This is a genomic window from Rheinheimera sp. NSM (genome assembly GCF_052380015.1).
In the GTDB taxonomy this organism is placed as follows: domain Bacteria; phylum Pseudomonadota; class Gammaproteobacteria; order Enterobacterales; family Alteromonadaceae; genus Alishewanella.
The window spans coordinates 47,280-71,817 of record NZ_JBQTCI010000007.1 but is presented as its reverse complement, the minus strand read 5'-3'; the positions used below and the strand labels follow the sequence as shown (position 1 = coordinate 71,817).

Annotated in this window: 23 protein-coding genes; all 23 read right to left on the bottom strand. The window is 46.8% G+C overall.

Features of this window, described 5'->3' with window-relative positions; genetic code table 11:
- Positions 1-50: 50 nt before the first annotated feature.
- Positions 51-584 (bottom strand): hypothetical protein, encoded by a 534-nt coding sequence (locus ACTZWV_RS17180; RefSeq protein WP_444787708.1) that lies wholly within the window; start codon positions 582-584, stop codon positions 51-53.
- A 15-nt stretch (positions 585-599) separates the two neighbouring features.
- A complete protein-coding gene (locus tag ACTZWV_RS17175) occupies positions 600-1,709 on the bottom strand; it encodes a quinone oxidoreductase family protein (protein ID WP_444787707.1) in 1,110 nt (369 codons plus the stop codon).
- Positions 1,706-3,112, bottom strand: coding sequence for an MATE family efflux transporter (locus ACTZWV_RS17170; protein ID WP_444787706.1), 1,407 nt, complete (start codon positions 3,110-3,112; stop codon positions 1,706-1,708). The genes ACTZWV_RS17175 and ACTZWV_RS17170 overlap by 4 nt, the downstream gene beginning before the upstream one ends.
- Positions 3,113-3,120: 8 nt before the next feature.
- Entirely contained in the window at positions 3,121-5,553 is a 2,433-nt protein-coding gene (locus tag ACTZWV_RS17165) for a lantibiotic dehydratase (RefSeq protein ID WP_444787705.1), read from the bottom strand.
- The gene (locus tag ACTZWV_RS17160; RefSeq protein ID WP_444787704.1) at positions 5,550-6,776 is read right to left on the bottom strand and encodes a hypothetical protein; all 1,227 of its coding nucleotides are present in this window, start codon (positions 6,774-6,776) and stop codon (positions 5,550-5,552) included. The genes ACTZWV_RS17165 and ACTZWV_RS17160 overlap by 4 nt, the downstream gene beginning before the upstream one ends.
- A 6-nt stretch (positions 6,777-6,782) precedes the next feature.
- On the bottom strand, positions 6,783-8,480 hold the full coding sequence (locus ACTZWV_RS17155; protein ID WP_444787703.1) for a YcaO-like family protein: 1,698 nt from the start codon (positions 8,478-8,480) through the stop codon (positions 6,783-6,785).
- Entirely contained in the window at positions 8,470-10,026 is a 1,557-nt protein-coding gene (locus ACTZWV_RS17150; protein WP_444787702.1) for a hypothetical protein, read from the bottom strand. Before ACTZWV_RS17150 ends, ACTZWV_RS17155 begins: the two co-directional genes overlap by 11 nt.
- A 59-nt stretch (positions 10,027-10,085) precedes the next feature.
- Complete coding sequence (locus ACTZWV_RS17145; protein WP_444787701.1) at positions 10,086-10,244, bottom strand: thiopeptide-type bacteriocin; 159 nt, start codon at positions 10,242-10,244, stop codon at positions 10,086-10,088.
- A 670-nt stretch (positions 10,245-10,914) separates the two neighbouring features.
- Entirely contained in the window at positions 10,915-11,106 is a 192-nt protein-coding gene (locus ACTZWV_RS17140; RefSeq protein ID WP_444787700.1) for a hypothetical protein, read from the bottom strand.
- 514 nt (positions 11,107-11,620) lie between these two features.
- Complete coding sequence (gene glmU / locus ACTZWV_RS17135) at positions 11,621-12,997, bottom strand: bifunctional UDP-N-acetylglucosamine diphosphorylase/glucosamine-1-phosphate N-acetyltransferase GlmU (RefSeq protein WP_444787699.1); 1,377 nt, start codon at positions 12,995-12,997, stop codon at positions 11,621-11,623.
- A gap of 157 nt (positions 12,998-13,154) precedes the next feature.
- Positions 13,155-13,571, bottom strand: coding sequence for a F0F1 ATP synthase subunit epsilon (locus ACTZWV_RS17130; RefSeq protein ID WP_027670541.1), 417 nt, complete (start codon positions 13,569-13,571; stop codon positions 13,155-13,157).
- Positions 13,572-13,594: 23 nt separating this feature from the next.
- Positions 13,595-14,980, bottom strand: a complete 1,386-nt coding sequence (gene atpD, locus ACTZWV_RS17125; RefSeq protein WP_444787698.1) for a F0F1 ATP synthase subunit beta — start codon at positions 14,978-14,980, stop codon at positions 13,595-13,597.
- A gap of 33 nt (positions 14,981-15,013) precedes the next feature.
- On the bottom strand, positions 15,014-15,877 hold the full coding sequence (gene atpG / locus ACTZWV_RS17120) for a F0F1 ATP synthase subunit gamma (RefSeq protein ID WP_444787697.1): 864 nt from the start codon (positions 15,875-15,877) through the stop codon (positions 15,014-15,016).
- A gap of 52 nt (positions 15,878-15,929) precedes the next feature.
- Complete coding sequence (gene atpA, locus ACTZWV_RS17115) at positions 15,930-17,471, bottom strand: F0F1 ATP synthase subunit alpha (RefSeq protein WP_444787696.1); 1,542 nt, start codon at positions 17,469-17,471, stop codon at positions 15,930-15,932.
- Between the two features lie 14 nt (positions 17,472-17,485).
- Positions 17,486-18,019 carry a F0F1 ATP synthase subunit delta gene (gene atpH, locus ACTZWV_RS17110; protein ID WP_444787695.1) on the bottom strand — a complete coding sequence of 178 codons (534 nt, stop codon included), beginning with the start codon at positions 18,017-18,019 and terminating at the stop codon, positions 17,486-17,488.
- A gap of 12 nt (positions 18,020-18,031) precedes the next feature.
- The gene (atpF, locus tag ACTZWV_RS17105; protein WP_240224873.1) at positions 18,032-18,502 is read right to left on the bottom strand and encodes a F0F1 ATP synthase subunit B; all 471 of its coding nucleotides are present in this window, start codon (positions 18,500-18,502) and stop codon (positions 18,032-18,034) included.
- 49 nt (positions 18,503-18,551) lie between these two features.
- Positions 18,552-18,785 carry a F0F1 ATP synthase subunit C gene (gene atpE, locus ACTZWV_RS17100; RefSeq protein WP_008985017.1) on the bottom strand — a complete coding sequence of 78 codons (234 nt, stop codon included), beginning with the start codon at positions 18,783-18,785 and terminating at the stop codon, positions 18,552-18,554.
- Positions 18,786-18,830: 45 nt separating this feature from the next.
- A complete protein-coding gene (atpB, locus tag ACTZWV_RS17095; RefSeq protein ID WP_305557400.1) occupies positions 18,831-19,691 on the bottom strand; it encodes a F0F1 ATP synthase subunit A in 861 nt (286 codons plus the stop codon).
- Positions 19,692-19,705: 14 nt separating this feature from the next.
- Positions 19,706-20,086: an ATP synthase subunit I gene (locus ACTZWV_RS17090; protein ID WP_444787694.1), complete on the bottom strand. Its 381-nt coding sequence runs from the start codon at positions 20,084-20,086 to the stop codon at positions 19,706-19,708.
- Positions 20,087-20,228: 142 nt separating this feature from the next.
- Positions 20,229-21,098, bottom strand: a complete 870-nt coding sequence (locus ACTZWV_RS17085; protein ID WP_444787693.1) for a ParB/RepB/Spo0J family partition protein — start codon at positions 21,096-21,098, stop codon at positions 20,229-20,231.
- A 29-nt stretch (positions 21,099-21,127) separates the two neighbouring features.
- Positions 21,128-21,922 carry a ParA family protein gene (locus ACTZWV_RS17080; protein WP_305557409.1) on the bottom strand — a complete coding sequence of 265 codons (795 nt, stop codon included), beginning with the start codon at positions 21,920-21,922 and terminating at the stop codon, positions 21,128-21,130.
- 19 nt (positions 21,923-21,941) lie between these two features.
- Positions 21,942-22,559 (bottom strand): 16S rRNA (guanine(527)-N(7))-methyltransferase RsmG, encoded by a 618-nt coding sequence (rsmG, locus tag ACTZWV_RS17075; protein ID WP_444787692.1) that lies wholly within the window; start codon positions 22,557-22,559, stop codon positions 21,942-21,944.
- 18 nt (positions 22,560-22,577) lie between these two features.
- Positions 22,578-24,467, bottom strand: a complete 1,890-nt coding sequence (gene mnmG / locus ACTZWV_RS17070; protein ID WP_444787691.1) for a tRNA uridine-5-carboxymethylaminomethyl(34) synthesis enzyme MnmG — start codon at positions 24,465-24,467, stop codon at positions 22,578-22,580.
- Positions 24,468-24,538: the final 71 nt, after the last annotated feature.

The window sequence follows — 24,538 nt, the reverse complement described above, 5'->3', positions numbered from 1 at the left end:
TAAAATCTCCTAAAACAGTTGGTCACAGTGCCAGTATGTTAAGCCAATCTTCAAAAACGGAAATCAATGCCACCGTAATTGACATGTAAAGCAAGCTGCGTATTTTGGCTTGCCTCCGGATTGTGCAGGTGAACCCGGGCCCCCAGCAGCAGCGTTCTAGTGACTTTGCCTTCTGCAGTTCCACCATGAATACCGCCCACTGTGACAGATGAGTGAATATCCCGAATCCCGTCAGCCCCCTGGATGTCAGGAGCGATAATTTGACCCGCTTTTAACGAAATAGAGTATGCATACCCCGGGGCAAGCAACACATCAAAATAAGTTCCCTGATTGTAGCCTCTTCCAAAACATTCTTTGACATGAACAACTTCGGTCAGGCTGCCACGCTGGACAATTTTTACCTCGGGTATACAGCTTCCTTGAGGTCTGGTGGTAATCTGATGAGTCCCCTCCTGCAATTGCTCACTGACACTAATAAATACCGTACCTTTATCTATCTGGATATTTTGTACTTTTTTGTCAACAACAGAATGGCTACTGCAGCTAACGAGAGCCAAAGACAATACAGCGTTAAGGTGCTTCATAACCTGCTTCCTAAGTTATTGGTATTTGAATATAACTTTGCCAAAGCGCTGAGTGTGGCAAAAGCTGCTTTGGACGAAATCACCCAGCTGAGTGTCATGCTCAAATATCTGTGCAATATCGACGCGAAGCGTCTCATTTTCATAGTCCTGCAAGGCCTGACTCAAGTCCGCAGCTGTCCCGAGGTTATTGCCAATCAAAGTTATACTTTTACGTAGCAGTAGGTTAAAAATCTGATCAATGGACAAACCTGCGCTGCTGTAAGAGTGTAATTTGGCTAAAGCTGACTGACGTGCCACTCCACATGTAACGTAAAAGCCAAAACGTCTTACAAAAGGCAGGACCTTTGGTAGATATACATCAAAAAAAGGGTCTACCACATGATCCAGATATGCACAGCCTTGCTCAAACAGATAAGCCTGGAATTGCTCTGCAAAGTCCTGTTCTTTGTCAATCAAACACACTCCATTCAATTGCATCGCGCGTAATGGTGCTATTGAGCCGGGATTTGTGGTAAGCGCATGGATCTTGACTCCCAGCATCTGCAATTTCTTCAACACAAACAGGGAGGTATTAGAAGTAGCTCCTGTAACCAACACATGTTGCCCTGGTTGCAACGGCAGTCGGTTCACCATGGAATAGGCTGTTTGCGCTCCGACACTGAAACCAGCTGCCACTTCATCCGGCATTTCGGAACTGATCCTGACAACCTTATGAGCCGGCAGAATCTGCAATTCAGCTGAAGCTCGGGTGGAACTTAGCCCCGGAGCATCAAGCCCGGGGTCTACGCACCCATCTCCGATGACCCGGTCTCCCACCTTAAGGTGCTGCACACAGTGACCAACAGCTTCGACAATGCCAACGAACTCAGAACCCAGCACTCTGTATGTTTTATCTTGAGTCTCCGTAAGCGAAAGCACCCGATACTTTTCCCTGTAGTTCAGGGAAAAGGCTGTCACACGCACCAATACTGCATCCTGATGTTGGTTACAGCCAGCATCAAAGTCAGGTTCGGGCAGCGGCAACAAAGCTATAGTAGCGGCTACGCCGTCCACCTCAACACGGTGTAATGGCCAAGCATTCAGCTCACTTTGCAAGGCCTGAGATACAGCTGCCAGACATCTCATATATTTTGCTCCTGCACGGTTAATTGCTGCTGTTGGGGGGAAGACCAAAGGCTGCTCTTACGTTCAAAACTCAGGTAATAGTAAAGCCAGCAGCCTATAAAAGTAGCCACATACGAACCCGCCATTGCCAAAGCCACATGCAGGGTGTCATCGCCTACGAGATACTGCACCAGTAAAAGCGGAATAAGAGTGGATAAGTACATGGACCAAAGAGTCATCCACAAAATGCCCCTTGAGTCAGCCAAACCAATAACAGCGAAAATATAGGCGAAAGAAGCTAACAGACACACCCAGGGAATAGCAGTAACTGCGACATAAAGCTGTACATGGCTGATAATCTCTTGGTTATTCGTTAACAATCCCGCTAAGTGCCCCGCCAGAAGCACAATAGGTATCATGCAGACTATGCCAACGATGAAAGCACGCTTTACCATCCAAGCGACTCCCAATCGCACATTAACATGGGATCTTTGCCCGGCATTTTGGGAGACGAAAGGGATCAAGGCTCCCATTGCGCCAAGCAGCAAAGTCTGAAAAAAACCGGTAATGTACTGGGCGATGACGACGGTTTCCAGTATGTGTGATTGATAAAAGCTGACGACAATGAAGAACAGGAAGAACGACAACGACAATGACAATGAATTAAACGATTCCGATATACCAACCTGCAATATCTTCTTCCAAGCGACCAGCTTACGTTTAGGCACTATGGACAAACCTAACGGGAAGCTGAACAACTTGCTGCTGTGGATCTTGTAGAGACTTATGGCAAAGCTGATGAAACGCGATACAACAGTAGATAAAGCTGCAGCTTTGATGGGATCGTATTGCAGAGTAATTGCCACATAAATGAACAACGGAGTTATTAGTAAGTTGATGGCAAAGGCAAGCACTTTTAGCTGCACCATCAATTTTGTGTCACCAGACATCTTGATAATCAGGCCGGTATATATATGCAGCAGCACAACAATATAGCCATACCAGAAGATACTCAGATAACGGCTGGTCATATCAGCTTGTAATTCTGAAATCCGAAATAAGCCAATGAGGTAATCCCCCATATAACTTCCCAAAAAAGCAACCACCACACCCAAGGCGATACAATAGCCAAACCCTATAGATAAGAGATGTCTGACCTTATCCATATCTCCCTTACCATAATACTGGTTAGCGAAAATGTAGATAGCGCCGAGAATGCCGGCAAACAAAGATTCAACCAACACTACAGTACTGATCGAAACTTTCAGTACTGCAGCCAGGCCTTCATACTCTGTTAGAGTCATCAGCCAGATGAGGTCGATAAATACCACAAAAAAGTCCAATGCAGATATGAATAACAGCGGCAATGAGAATCTCATCAGGCTGTTGTGAATATTTTTATCCGTTAGCTCAACCTTAGTCATAACGATTCCTAAGCTATTTTTTCAAAAATAATTTCTGAGGCATAACGCTGCCCACCCGACTGCATAAAATCATCACTTGCGTCAGGCAACATCTCTTCAAACGAAATATAGTCGTAAGCCGAGTTCAACCATCGAGATAGCGGACGACACATAATAGGAGCAAGAAAGTCGACAAACAGCGGTTTTTTATTGTTTGAAGTGTCCCGCTGCAATACCTTGTCTTTGGCATGTCGTCGGATAAACACCTTTGCAGGCATGCTTAATTCATTTCGCCACTGATTCAAGCGTAATAAATAATCAGGTAAACTTTCACTGGCATTTTTAACAGGTATTAATGATTTATCCAGCCACCATTGGCGACGTGAAACCACGATATCCTTGTACACTACCCTGGGTAATTTGACACAAGGCAACTGAGTGTTTTGTACCACCATGTCATAGATACCAAAACGGGGGGCAAAATAGGACTGTTTTTCCATCATGGAAAAACGAATAAGGATTTCCAGTAATTTAGGGTACAACTGGGGAACGAACAGCGCCGTGTGCCTCAACGTTACTTCCTTGTGATCTTGGCTATTGTAGAGCCGGGGCCTGGAGTCTCCAGCCAGCCACTTAACGTACAACGTCTCCAAAGTAAGGTCTTCAGGCTTACCGTCCCGGGCTCTGTCAAGCCAGATCCGACGCTGAGCAAGGCGGGGGCGACGCCCTGTATTAAAGCCAAAAGTGTCATAGAAGTCGTAGGCTTCCTTAAGGGAGTCTTCGTAAGCATCCACACAAGCGTCCAGCACTTTACTATCTTCATTAAAAGTAAAGAAACGTGACCAAACCCGCAGATAACCACCATCCACGCAATTAAGAATAAAACGCTCACCGTCCACATGACCATAAGCAGACATCGTATGTTCCTGCACGGATGGCGCAACATCCGGCAGTTGCAATAAGTCGGTGTCTTTGTGTTGCCATAGATAGTCGTAAAACGCCAACAACTTGGAAAGCTTACCGACATTTTTGCGCGGATCCGCAGTACCTTGGCGTAACTGTGCAGAAGCCAGATCGTAGAATTCAAAAAGATTGTAATTTTGGCCCGGCAACATGGCATTACGAAGGCTATGCATCAGACTTGCAGAAATACCTGAGTCGTAGTTGATACCGATGTAGTGAGCCATAAACTCAGATACCTGCATGGCAAACTTATCTACAACAGGCCTGCGGATGCCCTCAATGACCGGATGCATGCTGTCGTGATAAATAATACCGGTCTGTTTGATTAAGCGGTACCCCACCAGCTCGCCCAAAGCATGAATATGTGTAGTTAGATTATCAACACTAAGGCTTATGTGGTTAACCGGGATCTCAGGCAGTTGCAGGAACTCTCTATGGATTTTCTCCAGCTGTTCTTCGAAGGCCGGAAAATTAAACCCCCGTAGCTTGAGCAATTGAATTTTGTCTTTGAAGTCCTGAATAATGTCGGGAGACTGATCATCAAGTTTCGGATCAAACTGCAAAATGCCATTAATTATCAGCGGCCCGAACTTCGCAGGGAAAGTTGGCCCCAGTAAATTGCACAACTCATCAAAGGTGTAAAACTGTTGCATATCAATGGGTAAGTTTGGAATTCGAGATTTAACCAATGAAGATCTGAAGGGGTAGATACTTCGGTTATCTCCTAAACTATAACAATACGCTTGATCACCAACCTTATAAAGGTTGCTGGAAAAACAGTAGTTCCAGTATGTCCTTTGAGTTAACACCAGTTGGTCATATATCTTCTGAAATACTGAGCGATCTACAGAATAGCGGTCTTCAACACCTGCATGCCGCACCAACTTATCACCACCCATTTCGTCGACTTTGGAGAAGCCTACGGAGGTAAAGCCGGAAAAGGGACTAACCTTAGTAATAGCTCTGGTGAGATAGCAAAGAATGGTGTCTTCTTCGTTCAGAAAGCTTTTATTGTAATTACCTTGATGATTGCAATAACGTCTTACTATTCCAGAAATATTGCCTCTGGTGAAAGATATAGATTTTTGAAAGGATTCCTGTTGAACCAAATTGACAATGGCTCGACGGGATTTATTGATAGCCCTATCAAAAATTTGTTGATAAGTCGTGCTTGCTGCCACTAATTTATGCCAAACCTCTAACCAACAAAGACCGCCATCTACCCTGGTTATCGCTTGACCATGGCGTGTAATAAAATCCTGATCAATCTTGCCCTGGCTTAGCTTCGCTTTAATAGATAGCCATAGGCGATATTCCGGATGCTGATCCCCCGCCATCTGATACAAGGAGGCGATCAATGTCTCCCTGGCAGCTTGCTCATCAATAACAACGGTTTTTAAGTGTTTCATGATTTCAAACACTTCCGCTGATTGAGTGAGCGCGTCCAGATTACAAAGAGTGAGGTTATTTGACCGAACAACAACGTAAGGTAATGTCATTTGATGGCTCCTATACTTTGAGTAGCCCGATTCTTGCCAATCAACAAACCATAGTAGGTCATCCGCCGGTCCTCTGTTTCAGCGTCATGCAACATATTATCGAGTTTGAACTGGTCATAACTGCGAAATGGTCTGGCGAACAGGCCTTTAGCAGTGAAATGCTCTATCAGGCGCTGAGAAAAAGCGCCTAGCATGACATTGCACAACGCTGTCCCCCGATTGTTATTCAGGACTTCAGTATCGATGGTAAAAAACAGCACACAGGAACTATGAATAAAAGAGAAATTGTTATAGTTGTAGGTTTGTTGGAAATCGGACATATAACTACCGGGCTTTTCCAGCTCAAACGCTTTATCACACCATTGGTAAATGCCACAAGGGTAATCACCACAGTGTTCCACTATTGCCTTGAGTCCGGGTCTATGATGGAAATCTGGCGGACACATAGCTGCAAAATCAAGTAGATAGGACGCCATAATTCCAGCGATCTCTGGCAAGGCTAATAACTCTGGCGCCACCTTTTTTGGAAACAGGCCATAGTTGAAAAATCCCGAAGTCCTGCGTGACATGTCAACTGACGCAACAGAATTGCGGCCAAGCGCATCTACAACCTTGATAACAAACTGTTGTTGGTCAAATATCAGAGATGCCTTTAGGCCTTGAGCAACCAGGTTGCGATTTAGAGCCTGGAGGCAATGACCCAGCTCCAGGCAAAATAAACCATAGCGGAAGCGATTATAAAGTTGGTTATAAATTGTGAAATTAGTCTTTATCAACAGAAAAGTACCAGCTTCCTCACCTGCAATCGATGAATCTCCGGCTTCTACCCCACGTAGTATCCAGTTATCAAGATCGATGTGCTGGTAACTAAGGCTGTGCCCATCTGAGCAAGCCAGAATAAACTGCAGTTGATAATAGGAACGGGGAGATGGATATTCAGCATGCATACCGTAACTTGCATCTGTGGTGATATAACCGGGCAAGTGTGTCCGACATAGAGCGTAAAGCAACCGATCCACAAAACCAGCTTGCGGGCAGCCGTCACCACTGAGGGCTGCGCAAACCACTGAGCTGATATCAGTATCTTGGCCCGGTAAGTAATGGGGAGCAAACTGCGACTGGAGTTCTATATCATCAAGAGCCCTCCATTTACTCTCATTGCTCAGTGGATAGAGGTATCGGAAAGTAAATTCGTTGATAGCCAGCATACTTGTTTCGCTCATAATTGATTACCCTAGTGGATGCAAATCCGGATAGAAACCTATCTGGACATTACGGACCCAACCTGTACTTCTGGCCGCTTTTGCAACTCTGTCTGCACATACAAACACTGGTTTTTGACCGAACACCAGATTGATCAAACCCGGTACATAGCCACGTACCCAGTGCAACCCCAAATCCCGCAAGTAGTCCGGAGTATGTTCCACACAAACCGGATAGTAGCCATGTTTTTCCAGTTGGTTGATAAGATAACCGTAGCTGTCAACGATACCCTGCCAGCCTGAGTAACGGCTGATAAACGACTCTATCGTCTGGTTTTTCCCGTTAGCGAAAATAAACTCAAGTTTGGGCTTATTCTCCGGCCTGGCGTACTCAAAATACTGCTGGATGTTGCTGATATTGGGGATTGAACCCTGATCGCGATAGCGCTGATAATTTTGCTCACACATAGAAAACAGCGAATATGCTTCCGAGACAGCATTATCCAAAGCCACGGATGGATCCGGATGAGCTCCGGCGGTAAAAAAAGCAGCCATTTTGTCAGGTGCCAATCCTTCAAGCACCGATAAAACAACTGGAATACCGATGTCCGTGGTGATGTCAAACAGATGTAACCGGTATCCACAATTTAAAAATTGTCGCTCTATATCTATGAGTTTACTATCTGCCATGCTCTCCAACCGGAGCTTGGGTGGGGAAGATTGTGTATACCAAGTAAGCAGTAACGCATCCCGCTCAATCAATTCCAGCAACGCATAATAAGATGCTTCCCGACGAGAGTTACCCAGCGCGCAACCGTTGCTGTTCGTGTTAAATGAGAGCTTCTCCAGTTGCGAATCCAAATAGCAAACCATGGCCGCAGGTAACCAGACATCTCGATCGCCACAAAGAGCCCGGCCTTTTAGCCAAGTGATAGGATTGCCTGGCGAGTAAGCTGGAAATAATACCGGGTTGTCAGCCGGCGGCGAGCCAAACAGCTGGTGCGGTGCCATAGCAAATTCAGGCATGTCGTTAAGGGTGCTGGACACAAGAGTATCTGGCAACTCTGCGCTTACCCGACGCTCAAGGTATTCGTAGATTGCCCCCATTAAACGATTGTGAGCCTCTCTGCCACGACCTATACCTACAACGTCCAAATGGCTATCAAAACAGGAGCACATACTGCCAGCCTGATCAAAATATATCACTAGATTGGCCAATGAATGCTGTCCGAAGGACTGAGCGATAGTCTCTACCTTTGGATTATAAAGGCGCTGCAGTGGGTTTTGCTTAAGATTGAATCTATCGACCATCATTGCTTCAGTCAGTACGGCCGGATAATAGAGCTTTCGGAACATCCCGTTACTGTAGAGATAGACAAAAGCAGCTGAAGTGGTTTGGCTGTCGGCGTCCTCCAAGCACTGCAACAAGGTATACTCAAACAAAATCTTCAACCGAACATCCAGACACCATTGCAATTCATGGTAGGAGTACACATTCATCCTGTCGCTTATTCTGCTGATACGTTGCAGCGTTTGCCTTGGTAAGCTAAATATGGGCACCAGCAGCAGATACCCCTCATTAACAACCACTGCAACTTTCTTGCAAGCAAGGCTAGTCTCGTCCAGATCATCATCAAGTCTGTCGAGAAACAGTAGGTCCTTACTCATTTTGAAACCATGAACAAGAGACATTTTCCCGGCAAGAATGATGAAGTCATTTTTCATTGGTCAGATCCCGGTTTCCCACCAGAGGCACAGCAACAACTTCATTAGCTCGCGCCATAGCAGGCTGCGTATGGGACAACCAAAGATTCAGGTACAGACGCAGCAATAAGCGTTGCACTATCCCCGGAATGTTATCCGGACACAGACAGAAAACCGTCTCGCTGCCAACTGAGGCAACCAAAATACGTTGCTCATCGCAGCCATGTTGTCGTAACGTCACTGACGCACCGAATATTCGGGCAATACAGAATTTAAGAAACCCGGATTGCTTATCGATATGCTCTGAAAAGGGATTCAGCGTTAACCCGGTAAGGTCAAGAGATGATGACTGCGTTGCCGTGAAAGGATGTTTTTCAGCTAGTCTTGGCCCTTGAACATCGTCACTGAACCAACACTTACTTATTAGAATAAAGTGCTCCAGAGCATCCCGGCAAGCTTGCTGTTGGTCAAAGCCAATACCGTAAAATGTAGTGCTGGATGGAAACGAGCCCATAGGCTGTTTTATTTGTATGGCTTGAATGTACAGATGATCAACCTCATGAATCACACTGCAGCAAGCAGAAACAGGAAATAAAGGCTGCCTGAGCAGACTTTGCATATCTTCAAGCACATTAAAAAGCGGTAACGAATTCCCCTGCAGTGTGTCCAAGCCTTGCACACTGACATGCACTCCTTTCTCTATGCAACCATGCGCATCCAGGCCATAGTAGAGATAATGTTTGCTATCAATGGGCCGAACTCCTGTAAGGTCATCAAAGATCATTGACCCAGCCACTGCACCAGCGATCAACTGACGGGATCGGCTTGCTGCACCGGGGAACAACTCATGTTGTGAAAGACTCTTGCTGACAACAACATGATCGGCATTGATTTCAACCAGATAAACAACAGGCAACTTCATTCCGGCATTGCTTTGGAAGTAGCGATCGATCTGTATGTATAACTGCCGATCCGTGGTCACCAATACATCACACCTTGCCAACGCCTGTGCATCATCCAAAGCCACCTCACGTATGTCGGCATCTGCAGCCTTTTTATTTTCCTGAAAACCTTTAAGTATCTGTGCTGAAGTAATGGATGGACATTTATTGACATTTACAAACTCAAGGTGCCTGGCTCCATAATCAGCCATTGTCCGGACAAGACTAAACAACGGAATATCGCTTGCTACCAGCAGAAAGTGCCGGCTTGCAAAAGCTTCGTAAGCAGCTTGGCTGTCGGTGAAGTGTTGATTCAGATAGTTTTCCACCATCACCAAACTTGCTGACGGTATTTTTTGTCTATCAGACTGGAAAAATGCCAGATCTTTGCTCAGCAAGAATTGGCTCATCCGGTTAAGACTGGCTTGAGCGGGCCCGTTATAAGTTGACAACAGTTGCTCCAGGCTCTTTTTTCCATCAGCCTGTTCAAAAAAATCCAACACAATGTCAATAAACCTGTCGTTCAGATTGACAATGAAGTTCTCTTCTTGCCGCTTAAAGCGCAGTTTACCGGGAGCCCTTTGAATAAAAACGTCAGGCCGCAACTTATAATATTTTGTCAACATATTGATTACTCTAAAAAATGAGCGACCGAAATCCGGCCGCTCATAGTTTCCGCATCAAATCACTGAGGCTGTTGCACGCCACTGCAAGTAGAGCCTGCAGAAATGGTGGAAGAAGCACCCATTTCTTCAACTGCGGTGGCCTCACTGGCTTCCAGCACGTCAAAATCCACTGCTTCATTCAGGCTTACATTGGTATCGATTGTTTTTTCATTTGACATAATTTAATTTCCTTAATTATTTTTAACATTTTAAATGTATATTGATTCACTGTTCTCTCATGTATTGACCATTTTTCGATTCATCAAAAAGTATGAGTTCAATCTACTAAGAGCCAGCAAGTTTGCTATCAGTTATTGTTCGAAACCGCACCTTTCAGGAACATAAAACTGAAGCCTCATAAACTTAAGACGTTTTTATAATGCCTTACATTTAAATGAGGTAACTGAATACTAGTCAAATAATACAGAATAGAAAACTGTAAATTCTGACAGCCACCAAAAACATTACCCTATAACGATATAAAATTAAAATGGGAGGGGAAGCGACAGAACATTTAAATTGAATGGATACAATAACGACAACTTTATCATACGTATCACCTTAAGATACCCCTACGTATGAACTCAATAGTTTGAAGTATTAACTTTTTATAAATTCATCTCTGCAGGGCGTCATTTTTTGCCCTTAACAGTTACGGCAATTGCAGAATGGCAACTACCATCGGAAGGAGGTTCTGTGGTCGGTTAGGAGAGCTGTCGTATAAACTCAGGCATGCCCTGATTCTGTCGTTGTGGTGAAATAACAGCTTTAAAAGCACGCAAAAATCATGCACTAAGCCGCGTCTCCGCCATCTGTTAAGTGACTTCGCATTAAACCGCTCTCGTGTGATTAAAGAAACGATCTGCTCGTAATATAGTCATCCAACTCAATGTAAATTTCATCAGGGCTCAGAGAGCCGCCCACTATTTTGTCAAGCTCATCTAAAGCCTCAACTGCGGTGGCATCAGTAGCTTCCAGTACGCCAAAATCCAGATCTTCACTCGGGTTTACATTAATCTCAATTTTCTTTTGATTTGACATATATTATTTTCCATATTTATCTTTTGCCAAATTAAACAATCATTAAAATCTACTTAAATGATAACATTGCATACAATTATAATTAAAGCACCAACATAACACACAGAACAATCAATCTTACTTAAAAACAATAGTAAGCATCAAATCCAAGCACCACATTATAATCAATGCGATCCCAGTTAAATTATTGTTAATAAACTTCACTTAGAAAAGTTTATTATATAAAAAACAATTCAACCATGATGTGTCTTGATAGTACAAAAAAAATAATTCGCCTGAAACTGTCATTTCTGACAGCTTCTTCAGAAGAAATGTTACTCTGACGATGAGACACGATATAAATGGAAAAAAAATGGGTAGGATACCTGGAAGACTCACACAAATTAATGGATCATTATATAAATTTTTTCTAATTTGATCACAGCCCAGTCCCGAGCCAAAGCGGGAGTTGCAACCGAAATCCCTCAGTATTGCTGATATAAAACAGCCCGCAAATGCGGGCTGTTTTTTTAACTCACTTTTTAATTTTTACCGGCCGTTGCCAATCGCTGATATGCCGCTGTTTGGCACGGGCTACTACCAGTTCGCCATCGGCAGCATCGCGGGTTAGTACCGAGCCGGCCCCCACAGTGGCATTAACGCCTACCGTAACCGGTGCGACTAAGGCACTGTTCGAGCCGATAAAGGCCCCGTCTTTAATAGTAGTAACAAACTTATTCGCACCATCATAGTTACAGGTGATGGTACCGGCGCCGACATTAACTTTGTCGCCAATTACCGCATCACCGAGGTAAGTTAAGTGGTTGGCTTTAGAGCCTTTACCCAAGGTGGTTTTTTTCATTTCAACAAAGTTACCGACATGGCTGTCATCCAGCATTACGCTATCCGGCCGCAGACGGGCATAAGGACCTACCGAACAATCGCTGCCGACTGTAGCCTTTTCAATCATTGAATTGGGTTTAATCTCAGTGTTATCGCCGATAATGCAGTCTTTTAATATACAGTTGGCACCGATAGTTACGCCTTTACCCAGTACGACCTTGCCTTCAAAAATGACGTTGATGTCGATCATTACATCATTGCCCACTTCAACGCTGCCGCGAATATCAACCCGTGCCGGGTCACGCAGATTGGCGCCAGAGAGCATCAGCTGTTCAGCTTTACGCTGTTGATAAGCCCGCTCCAGCGCCGCTAACTGTACACGGTTATTGGCGCCTTCTACTTCCATCGGGTTTTGTGGCTGAGCGGTAGCAATCTCGACGCCTTCACTATGTGCCATAGCGATAACATCGGTTAAGTAATACTCGCCCTGGGCATTGCTATTGGATAACCGGCCCAGCCAGCTTTTTAACTGTTTACCGGGCAGCGCCATAATACCGCTGTTAACTTCAGTAATTTGCAACTGCTCCGGCGTGGCATCTTTTTGCTCGACAATGCCGGTTACTTTACCGCTATTGTCTATGCCATCGCGCACGATACGGCCATAGCCGGTGGGGTTGGCCAAATTGACCGTTAAAATAGCCAGGCCATTGGCCGGTTTTACCGCCAGTAACTGCTGTAAGGTGTCTAGACGCGTTAACGGCACATCGCCGTATAACACTAATACTGTGTCATCATCGGCGATATTCGGAATAGCCTGCGCTACTGCATGGCCGGTACCCAGCTGCTCAGCCTGTAATACCCAATGCAATGGCTGATCGCCCAGACCAGCTTTTAGCGCATCGGCACCGTAACCATAGACCAACTGTGGTTTCACTGAGCCTAAGGCACGGGCGGTATCGATAACATGCTGTACCATTGGCCGCTCGGCTACCTTGTGCAGTACTTTGGGTAAATCAGATTTCATCCTTGTGCCTTTACCGGCCGCCAGAATCACTACATTTAATGCCATAAAAGAATCCCTGTAATCATGCTTCTTCTCGATAGTGCCGTTATTCTAATAGATAACGCCGCAGATTACAGGGCCAGGGTGAAGTTTTGCTGAACTGCGGACAACAGCCAATAAAAAAGCCACCCTAAGGTGGCTTTTTATATTTCGGAACCCGAACTTATTTCTTGCGCATTTTTTGAATAATGCGCAGCTGTGCAATGGCTTCGGCCAGTTGCGCCGCAGCTTCAGCATAGTTGAAGTCTGCGCCAGCGTGTTGCATCGCTTCTTCGGCACGTTTTTGTGCGTCTAAAGCGGCTTGTTCGTCTAAGTCTTCGCCGCGTACCGCGACATCGGCCAGTACGGTGATGGTATCGGGTTGTACTTCAAGTACACCGCCGGCTACGTATATCACGTGTTCTTCGCCAAATTGTTTCACGATACGGACCATGCCAGGTTTCAGGGTGGTCAGTAACGGGGCGTGGAAAGGTAAAATACCTAACTCGCCCTCACTGCCTGTGACCTGCACGGATTCGACAAGGCCGGAGAAAATTTTCTCTTCGGCACTTACTACATCCAGTTGCACTGTCATCGCCATCTCCGCTCTCCTAAAGCCTGAACTTACAGTTTCTTCGCTTTTTCGATCGCTTCGTCGATAGAACCAACCATGTAGAACGCTTGCTCTGGCATATGGTCGAATTCGCCATCCAGAATGCCTTTAAAGCCACGGATAGTTTCTTTCAGCGGTACGTATTTACCTGGTGAGCCGGTGAATACTTCAGCAACGAAGAATGGCTGTGACAGGAAACGCTGAATTTTACGCGCCCGGTATACAGTAGTGCGGTCTTCATCAGACAGCTCGTCCATACCCAGAATTGCGATAATGTCTTTCAGCTCTTTGTAACGCTGTAGTACAGACTGTACGCCACGGGCCACTTCATAATGCTCTTTACCGATAACCAGTGGATCTAACTGACGAGAAGTTGAATCCAGTGGGTCGATTGCCGGGTAAATACCCAATGAAGCAATGTTACGGCTCAGTACTACGGTCGCGTCTAAGTGCGAGAACGTGGTAGCTGGTGACGGGTCAGTTAAGTCATCCGCAGGTACGTATACGGCCTGGATTGACGTGATAGAACCGGTCTTGGTAGAAGTGATACGCTCTTGCAGGGCGCCCATCTCTTCTGCCAGCGTTGGCTGGTAACCTACCGCTGATGGCATACGACCCAGAAGTGCAGACACTTCAGTACCAGCCAGCGTATAACGGTAAATGTTATCAACGAAGAACAGAACGTCACGGCCTTCATCACGGAATTTTTCCGCCATGGTTAAGCCGGTTAACGCTACGCGCAGACGGTTGCCTGGCGGCTCGTTCATCTGACCGTACACTAACGATACTTTATCCAGTACGTTAGAGTCTTTCATCTCGTGATAGAAGTCGTTACCTTCACGGGTACGCTCACCTACACCGGCGAATACTGAGTAGCCGCTGTGCTCGATAGCGATGTTACGGATCAGTTCCATCATGTTTACGGTTTTACCTACACCGGCACCACCGAACAGACCAACTTTACCACCTTTAGCAAACGGGCATACCAGGTCGATAACCTTGATACCGGTTTCCAACAGGGCGTTAGACGCGGCCTGATCTTCGTAGCTTGGCGCGGCACGGTGAATAGGCATACGCTCTTCTTCACCGATAGGGCCTGCTTCGTCGATTGGCTCGCCAAGTACGTTCATAATACGACCCAGTGTGGCTTTGCCAACCGGAACGTGAATTGCTTTACCGGTGTTGGTCACGGCAGCGCCGCGACGTAAACCGTCTGTTGTACCTAATGCGATAGTACGCACTGTACCGCCACCCAGCTGCTGCTGCACTTCCAGCACTAAACCAGCCAGATCACCGTCAGTCACGTTTAACGCGTCATAGATACCAGGTACCGCATCTTGTGGAAAATCGATATCCACAACGGCGCCAATGATTTGGACGACCTTACCTTGACTCATGATGTTTCCTCAAATTTCTCAAAACTGTTTACCTTAGCCTACAGCTGCCGCACCTGCGACGATCTCGCTAAGCTCCTGGGTAATCGCGGCCTGACGTGCTTTGTTGTACACCAGCTTCAGGTCGTCCATCAGGTTACCGGCGTTGTCGGTTGCAGCCTTCATGGCTACCATCCGCGCCGCGTGCTCACTGGCAGAGTTCTCTACCACGCCCTGATAAACTTGCGATTCTACGAAGCGGTCCAATAACATATCGATGATAGGTTGTGGATCCGGTTCATACAGGTAATCCCAGTTATGTGCTTTTTGCTCAATATCTGCTTTTGGCAAAGGTAAGAGTTGATCGATCACTGGCTCTTGCTTCATGGTGTTGACAAACTTGTTGTACACCAGGAATAAGCGGTCAATCCGGCCTTCGTTAAATGCTTGCAGCATCACTTTTACCGAACCGATCACATCAGCCAAACGTGGTACGTCACCTGAACCCGCCTGTTGCGCGACTACCTTACCACCGAAACGCTTGAAGAAGGCGGTGGCTTTGTTACCGATAACGGCAAACTGCGCATCAACACCTTTGTCCTTCCAGCTTTTCAGCTCCAGGGCAACTTTCTTAAACTCGTTGGTATTCAGGCCACCGCAAAGACCACGATCAGTAGAAATGACAATATAGCCAACCCGTTTTACCTCACGCTCCGCTAAATACGGATGGCGGTATTCCAGGCTGCCATTGGCAACGTTACCAATCACTTTGCGCATACCTTCAGCGTATGGGCGAGTTGCAGCTACGCGGTCCTGCGCTTTGCGCATTTTGCTGACCGCAACCTTTTCCATAGCACTGGTGATCTTGCGAGTATTGTTAATACTCCCGATCTTACTTTTTATCTCTTTACCACCGGCCATGACTGTATCTCCGATTCATTCAACGAATGGGGTGGCGAACCACCCGCATTGATTACCAGGTCTGCGTTGCCTTGAATTTCTCAATGGCAGCTTTGAACGTAGACTCGATTTGGTCGTTGTAGTTACCGGTTTTATCGATATCAGCCATCAGCTCAGCGTGCTCTGCTTTCATGAACGCGATCAGGGCAGCTTCAAAATCCAGGATCTTGGCTACGTCGACGTCTTTCATAAAGCCTTTTTCGATAGCGAAAATAGACACACCCATTTCGGCAACAGACATCGGGCTGTACTGTAACTGTTTCATCAGCTCAGTAACCTTTTGGCCGTGCTCTAACTGGGCGCGGGTTGCTTCGTCAAGATCAGAGGCGAACTGCGCGAACGCTGCCAGCTCTGAGTACTGGGCTAATGCCAGACGAATACCACCACCTAATTTCTTGATAATCTTGGTTTGTGCTGCACCACCTACCCGCGATACCGAAATACCGGCGTTCACCGCAGGACGGATACCGGCGTTAAATAAGTCAGTTTCTAAGAAGATCTGACCATCAGTAATCGAGATTACGTTAGTAGGTACGAACGCAGATACGTCACCGGCCTGAGTTTCAATAATAGGCAGCGCGGTTAAAGAACCGGTTTTGCCTGTTACTTCGCCGTTAGTTAAACGTGCTACGTAGTCAGCGTTAACGCGTGATGCGCGCTCCAACAGACGTGAGTGAAGATAGAATACGTCACCCGGGTAAGCTTCACGGCCTGGTGGACGGCGTAACAGCAACGAGATTTGACGGTAAGCCACAGCTTGCTTAGACAAATCATCGTATACAATCAGCGCATCTTCACCGCGGTCACGGAAGTATTCGCCCATGGTACAGCCAGAGTATGGCGCCAGGAACTGCAGTGCCGCCGCTTCAGACGCAGAAGCCACTACTACGATAGTGTGGGCCAGGGCGCCGTGCTCTTCCAGCTTACGTACTACGTTAGCGATGGTAGAAGCTTTCTGACCAATAGCAACATAGATACATTTAACGCCGGTGCCTTTCTGGTTGATGATGGCATCAATCGCCAGCGCCGTTTTACCGGTCTGACGGTCACCGATCAGCAATTCACGCTGACCACGGCCGATAGGGATCATCGCATCAACCGACTTATAACCGGTTTGCATTGGCTGATCTACCGATTGACGGTCGATAACACCTGGTGCGATTTTTTCTACCGGCTCAAAGCCAGCGGCTTCAATCGGGCCTTTACCGTCGATAGGTGCACCTAAGGTGTTAACCACACGGCCTAATAACGCCGGGCCAACCGGAACTTCTAAGATACGGCCGGTGCTTTTTACTTTAGTGCCTTCGGTTAAGTCCGCGTACGGGCCCATAACTACAGCACCAACTGAGTTGCGCTCTAAGTTCAGCGCGATAGCGTAGCGATTGCCAGGAAGCTCAATCATCTCGCCCTGCATACAATCTGCAAGGCCATTGATACGAATAATACCGTCTGTTACCTGAACGATAGTACCTTCGTTACGAGCTTCACTGACCACTTCAAACTGAGCAATACGACTTTTGATCAGTTCTGATATTTCAGTGGAATTCAGTTGCATTCTCTGTTCCCCAATTACGACTGCAGCGCAGTTGCTAAACGATCCAGCTTACCGCGGATCGAGCCATCAATTACCATGTCACCTGCTTTGATCAGCATACCGCCAACCACTGCAGGATCTTCGCTACAGTTCAATTTAACTTTGCGTGCCAAACGTTGCGATAATGCCGTGGCCAGCTTGTCTTGTTGTGCTTTGGAAAGCTTGGTAGCAGAAACCACAGTAACGTCGATTTCCTTTTCAAACTCTGCTTTAAGCCCAACATAGGCAGCTAACACTTCAGGCAACGCCAACAAGCGATGATTTTCTGCCATCACTTTAATAAAGTTCTGGCCGTGCTCATTGAGTTGCTCACCACATACCTGAATAAACAGACCGGCCTGCTTGTCAGCAGCGCCGTTGGCGCCCAAATAAGCGCCAACCTGGTCATTCTTTGCCACTTCTGCAGCAAAGGCCAACATCTGCAGCCAGGCGTCCAGTGCGTTTTGCTCTACAGCAAAATCAAAGGCCGCTTTGGCGTAAGGACGAGCAATATTAGTCAAATCAGACATAGCTCATCCTCATTACAGTTCTTGAACCAGTTTTTCCAGAATGTCGCTGTGAGCAGCTTCATCAATAGAACGTTGCAGAATTTTCTCTGCGCCGGCTACCGCTAATGCAGCAACTTGTTTGCGCAGCTCTTCACGTAAACGATTACGCTCGGCTTCTAATTCTGCTCTGCCAATCGCCAGAATGTTTTCACGTTCAGCGTTGGCTTTGTGCACGGCTTCATCCAGCATCTTGGCTTCGCGTTTTTTCGCTTGCTCAATAATGTCTGCTGCTTGTGCTTTAGCGTCTTTTAACTGATCTTTGGCTTTGTCCTGCGCTAATGCCAGGTCTTTTTCTGCCCGATCAGAGGCCGCTAAACCATCAGCAATTTTTTTCTGGCGCGCTTCGATCGCATTGATCAGCGGCGGCCATACAAATTTCATACAGAACAGCACGAACACCGCAAATGCGATTAATTCGCCGATCAGAGTGGCGTTTAAATTCACGACCGCTCCTCCTTAGTTAACAGTTGTTCGGAATAACACAAACCTTCAATTACATTGCGAACAACATGTACATGGCGATACCAACGCCAATCATCGCAACGGCATCGATCAGACCTGCCAGGATGAACATTTTAACTTGCAGTGAAGGGGCCAGTTCCGGTTGACGCGCACAAGCTTCTAAAAACTTACCGCCCATGTTACCGAAACCCAGTGCAGTACCGATAGCACCAAAACCGATTAACAAAGCAACTGCGATTAATTTAAGACCTAATACTAGTTCCATTTTTTTCTCCGATATTTCAATAGTTAAAGTTAAAGTTTAAAAAAATCAGTGGTTATCTGAACTGGCCATGCTTAAGTAAACAATGGTCAGCATCATAAATACAAACGCCTGCAGCACTATTACCAGAATATGGAATACTGCCCAGACAAAGTGCAGTGGTAACTGCGCTAATCCCACGGCACCAATCAGGATAAAGATCATCTCGCCGGCATACAGGTTACCGAATAACCGCAATGCCAGTGAGAACGGCTTAGCCACCAGGGCTATGGTTTCCAGCAATAAGTTGGCCGGGATCAGGATAATTTGCAGTGGTACGTTTTTGCTGCTGAACGGGTGCAGCGTCAATTCTTTAATAAAGCCCAATACGCCTTTAATGCGAATGGAATAGCCGATCATCAGAATAAACACACCGATGGCCAGTGCGGCCGTCAGGTTAATATCAGTGGTGGGTACAATTTTCATGTACACATCGTGCGAGTCCATGCCAAAGGCCTGTTCGCCGACTACGCCGGCAAAGGCGGGCAGGAAATCCACCGGGATTAAGTCCATCAGGTTCATCAGGAACACCCAGACAAAGATAGTCAGTGCCAGTGGTGCGATTAATTTACTTTTGCCGTGATAAGTATCTTTAACGTTAGTGGCAACCAGCTCGACCACCATTTCGATAAAGCACTGAAACTTACCAGGAACGCCGGTAGTGGCTTTTGTTGCTGCACTGCGGAAAATCCACAGAAACAACAAACCAAGGCCAATAGACCACGCTAATGTATCGACATGCCATGTCCAGAACCCGGCCTCACTACACGCTTTATTAAATGCAACGCTACCATCAACGGTACACATTTTGGCGTTAGTAAGGTGGTGCTGAATATGGCTGGATAGAGTTAACTCTTCACCTGCAGCCATGTTTCATCCCATTGTTAATGTTTAAAAAAAACCGGTGCTGTCCATTGTGCTAACAGCGTAAGCAGAAAACCGGTTAAAAATATCTCTGGTACCGGTTGTTGCTGCGTAAATACGACGGCTAAAAGCACAGCGGTTAATATTAGTTTTAGTGACTGCCCCCGCATAAAGGCTGCCAGTACTGCATTTGCGTTATTTAATGCACTGAAACGAAACGCAAAAAACACAAATACACAATTTGGTATTACTGCAACCAGGCCGCCTTTAAAAGCGGATTTGGCTGCTGCTGCATCGGCAGCTAAAAAAAAAGCCAGTGCGATAACCCCGGCTACTGCAAGCTGGCACAGTACCAGCTTATAAGCTGATTTGCGCGCCAACGCCGCATTTTGTTCAGTCATTGTTTGTCCCCCTGAAATCGCCCGTGAAGGGGGTCGAAAAACTTGCGAAAGTATACTTATCTGCCTTTAATTTGCAACAAAAAGCGGCGGCTGCCCCGCGATAGTACAGGCCTGGTACAGAAAATTGGTACATTTTGGTGCATTAATGCTCAGCAACGTTCAACTTATTTATAATACCGTCTAACTCATCCAGGCTGCTGTAGGCTATTTCCAGCTTACCTTTGCCTTTGTTGTTGTAACTGATTTGCACCGGTGCAGCAAAGCGCTCACTTAACCGTTGCTCCAGCGCCAATACATCCGGATCACGCGGTTTTTCTGCTACAGCCGGTTTGGGTTCTAAGATCCGCCGGACTAAATTCTCAGTCTCGCGCACCGTAAGCTGTTTTGCCGCCACTAAACGCGCCGCATCGGATTGCTCGTTATCTTTTAATGCCAATAACGCCCGGGCATGGCCCATTTCAATATCGCCATGCTCCAGCAACAGTTTAACATCGTCATTTAACTGGTTCAGCCGCAGTAAATTGGTGACAGAAGCGCGGGATTTACCCACCGCATCGGCTACCTGCTGGTGGGTCAGAGCAAATTCAGTCAGTAACCGATCCAGCGCCACCGCTTCTTCCATCGCGTTTAAATCTTCGCGTTGAATATTTTCAATCAGCGCAATGGCAACGGCAGCTTCGTCCGGTACATCTTTAACAATACAGGGCACTTCAGACAGTTGTGCCAGCTGGCTGGCACGCCAACGCCGTTCGCCGGCGATGATCTCGAACTTGTCCTTCGCCAGCGGCCGTACCACTATCGGTTGAATAATGCCCTGGGCACGAATAGAACTGGCCAAATCTTCCAGCGCTTCCTGTGACATATCTTTGCGTGGTTGATATTTGCCCGGTGTCAGAAATTCTACCGGTAGCAGTTGTAATTCACTGCTGCTTACGGTGGTGGTGTTACTGGTTCTGTTGGACGTAAGTAAGGCATCCAGACCCCGGCCCAAGCCGCGTTTCTTTACCGACATGCTAAATCGCTTCCCTAAAATTGCTTAACTCAGACAGCGGCTGGGCTGTTTACGGTTTTCTTATCTGCCCGACGTAACATTTCACCGGCCAGTGCCAGATAAGCTTTTGCCCCGGTTGAGTTTTTATCATAATACATTACCGGTGCACCGAAACTGGGTGCCTCTGCCAGACGCACATTGCGCGGGATCACCGCGCGGTACACTTTGTCACCAAAATGCTGTTTTAATTGTTCCGCTACATCGTTTGCCAAGCGGTTGCGCGGATCGTACATGGTTCTTAATATACCTTCGATCTTTAACTGGGGATTAACCGCAGCCGCCAGCTGATTAATGGTTTCAACCAATGCAGTTAAGCCTTCCAACGCAAAATACTCGCATTGCATCGGCACCAACACCGTATCGGCGGCGGCCATAGCATTTACCGTAAGCATATTCAGTGATGGCGGACAATCGATAAAGATAAAATCGTAGCTGTTGCGGTAATCTTTTAAGGCGTTACGTAAGCGCAGCTCGCGGGCAAATACGTTCATCAAGCGCACTTCAGCGGCCGTCAGATCAGAATTGGCTGCCACCAGGTGATAACCACCGCTGGTTTCTTTTACCACCACATCGACTAAAGGTTTTTCGTCGACTAACAACTCATAGGCGGTTGCCGGCAAATCATACTTATCGACACCGCTACCCATAGTGGCATTGCCTTGCGGATCCAAATCGATCAGTAGCACCTTGCGTTTGGTTGCTGCCAGCGAAGCAGCTAAATTCACTGCTGTAGTGGTTTTACCAACACCACCTTTCTGGTTAGCTATTGCGATGACTTTCGCCACAAGATGTCCTCGATATCAGTTAGCAGGGGTCCAGTATTACCAAATGCCGTTGTGCTTGCAACTTTGGCACAACAAGTGGCTGCACGGCGGCTACTTTAACAAAATCAGGTAAAGCTGCAATTTCTTCTTGTACTGCAGCGCCCTTCATGGCGAAAAAGCGGCCTTTTGCTGCCGGTAAGTGTTTACACCAGCTGAGCATATCATTGATTGAAGCAAAGGCACGGCTTATTACACCGTCGTAGCCGTGTTCAGGTTGGTGATCTTCCACCCGACTTTGCAGCGGCTGAATATTATCCAGCTTCAACTGCAGCTTTACCTGATTTAAAAAGCGGATCCGTTTGCCCAGGCTGTCAAGCAGGGTAAAGTGCTTATCCGGATAGTAAATGGCCAGCAGTACGCCGGGTAAACCCGGGCCGGTACCGACGTCAATAAAGCGCTGGCCGGTTAAAAACGGTGCTACCACTAAGCTGTCCATTACATGCTTGATCAGCATATCGTTCGGATCGCGTACAGATGTCAGATTATAAGCACTGTTCCATTTATCCAGTAACTGCACATAAGCGATACACTGCTGTAATTGCTGCTCTGACAGCGTCAGGCCGGTTTGTGCTACCAGTGCCCGTAATTGTTCTAACATGTTGATCCTTAAGCTGGCTTAGGCTGACTTTCGCAGTAACCCTTGTTTCTTTAAGTAAACCAGCAACAACGAAATTGCCGCCGGGGTAATACCGGAAATCCGTGATGCCTGACCCACCGTTTGCGGCTGAGTTTGGTTCAGCTTAACGATCACTTCGTTTGATAAACCTTTAACTGATTTATAATCAAACTGTTGTGGTAATAAGGTTTGTTCGTTACGTTGCTGCTTGGCTATTTCGTCCTGTTGACGGTGAATATAGCCTTCATATTTAATCTGAATTTCTACCTGTTCAGCAGCAGCTTGATCATCAAGGCCCGGGCCCAAATCAGTAATTTGCATCAACTGCGCATAAGTTACTTCCGGCCGGCGGACTAATTCTTCCAGGCTGGCTTCTTTAGTCAGTGGCGTTTTAACCAAGGCATTAACCGCTGTCAGTGCGGCATGTTGCGGGTGGATCCAGCTTTGCTTTAAGCGTTGGCGCTCAATGGCAATCTGTTCCATTTTTTCATTAAATGCGGCCCAACGGGCATCATCAACCAAACCGAACTCACGGCCTTTTTCAGTTAAACGCGAATCGGCATTGTCTTCGCGCAGCATTAAACGGTATTCAGCGCGACTGGTAAACATGCGGTACGGCTCTTTGGTGCCCATAGTAGTTAAATCGTCCACCAATACACCAAGGTAAGCTTGTTCACGGCCTGGTGACCAGCTGTCTTTGTCCTGGCTGAATAAAGCGGCATTTAAGCCTGCTAATAAGCCCTGAGCACCGGCTTCCTCATAACCTGTAGTGCCGTTGATCTGGCCGGCAAAGAACAAGCCTTTAATAAATTTAGTTTCCAGACTGTTTTTCAGATCGCGTGGATCAAAAAAGTCATACTCGATGGCATAACCGGGCCGGGTAATATGCGCATTTTCCATGCCTTTAATTGAGCGCACTATGCTTAGCTGTACATCAAACGGCAGACTGGTTGAAATACCGTTCGGATAGACTTCATGCGTGGTTAAACCCTCAGGCTCAATAAAGATTTGATGTTTGTCTTTGTCGGCAAAGCGGGTAATTTTATCTTCAATAGACGGACAGTAGCGTGGGCCTATGCCTTCAATTACGCCGGTATACATCGGTGATCTGTCCAGATTATTGCGGATCACTTCATGGGTGTTTTCATTGGTATAGGTAATGTAACAGGCGATTTGTTGTGGGTGATCAGCTTGTTTGCCCATAAACGAAAACACCGGTGTAGGGTTGTCACCCGGCTGTGCCTGCATCAGCGAAAAATCAATAGTACGGGCATCAATACGCGGTGGCGTACCGGTTTTTAAACGGTCTACCCGAAATGGCAGTTCCCGCAGCCGTTTTGCCAGTGCTATAGATGGCGGATCGCCTGCTCTGCCACCGGAATGGCTTTGTAAACCTATATGAATTTGGCCACCTAAAAAAGTGCCTACGGTAAGTACCACCGACTTAGCTTTAAATTTCAGCCCCATCTGAGTGACTACCCCAGTGACCTGATCATTTTCGACAATCAGATCATCACAGGCTTGCTGAAAAATACTTAAATTCGGCTGGTTTTCCAATATCTGCCGGATAGCGGCACGATACAGCTGCCTGTCTGCTTGGGCCCGGGTAGCACGTACTGCCGGCCCTTTGGAGCTGTTCAGTGTTCGAAACTGAATACCGCCTTTGTCAGCAGCTATCGCCATAGCACCGCCCAGCGCATCAATTTCTTTAACCAAATGGCCTTTGCCAATACCACCTATTGCAGGGTTACAAGACATCTGGCCTAAGGTTTCAACGTTATGCGTAAGTAATAACGTGTTTCGTCCCATACGGGCAGCAGCCAGTGCGGCTTCAGTGCCGGCATGGCCACCACCGACAACGATTACGTCAAATATCTCTTGGTACAGCATGGTTGCCTCAGGCTAATCGGGTAAATGCGAACAGGGTGCGTATTGTAGCGCGATCCGCATGCAAGTGGAAT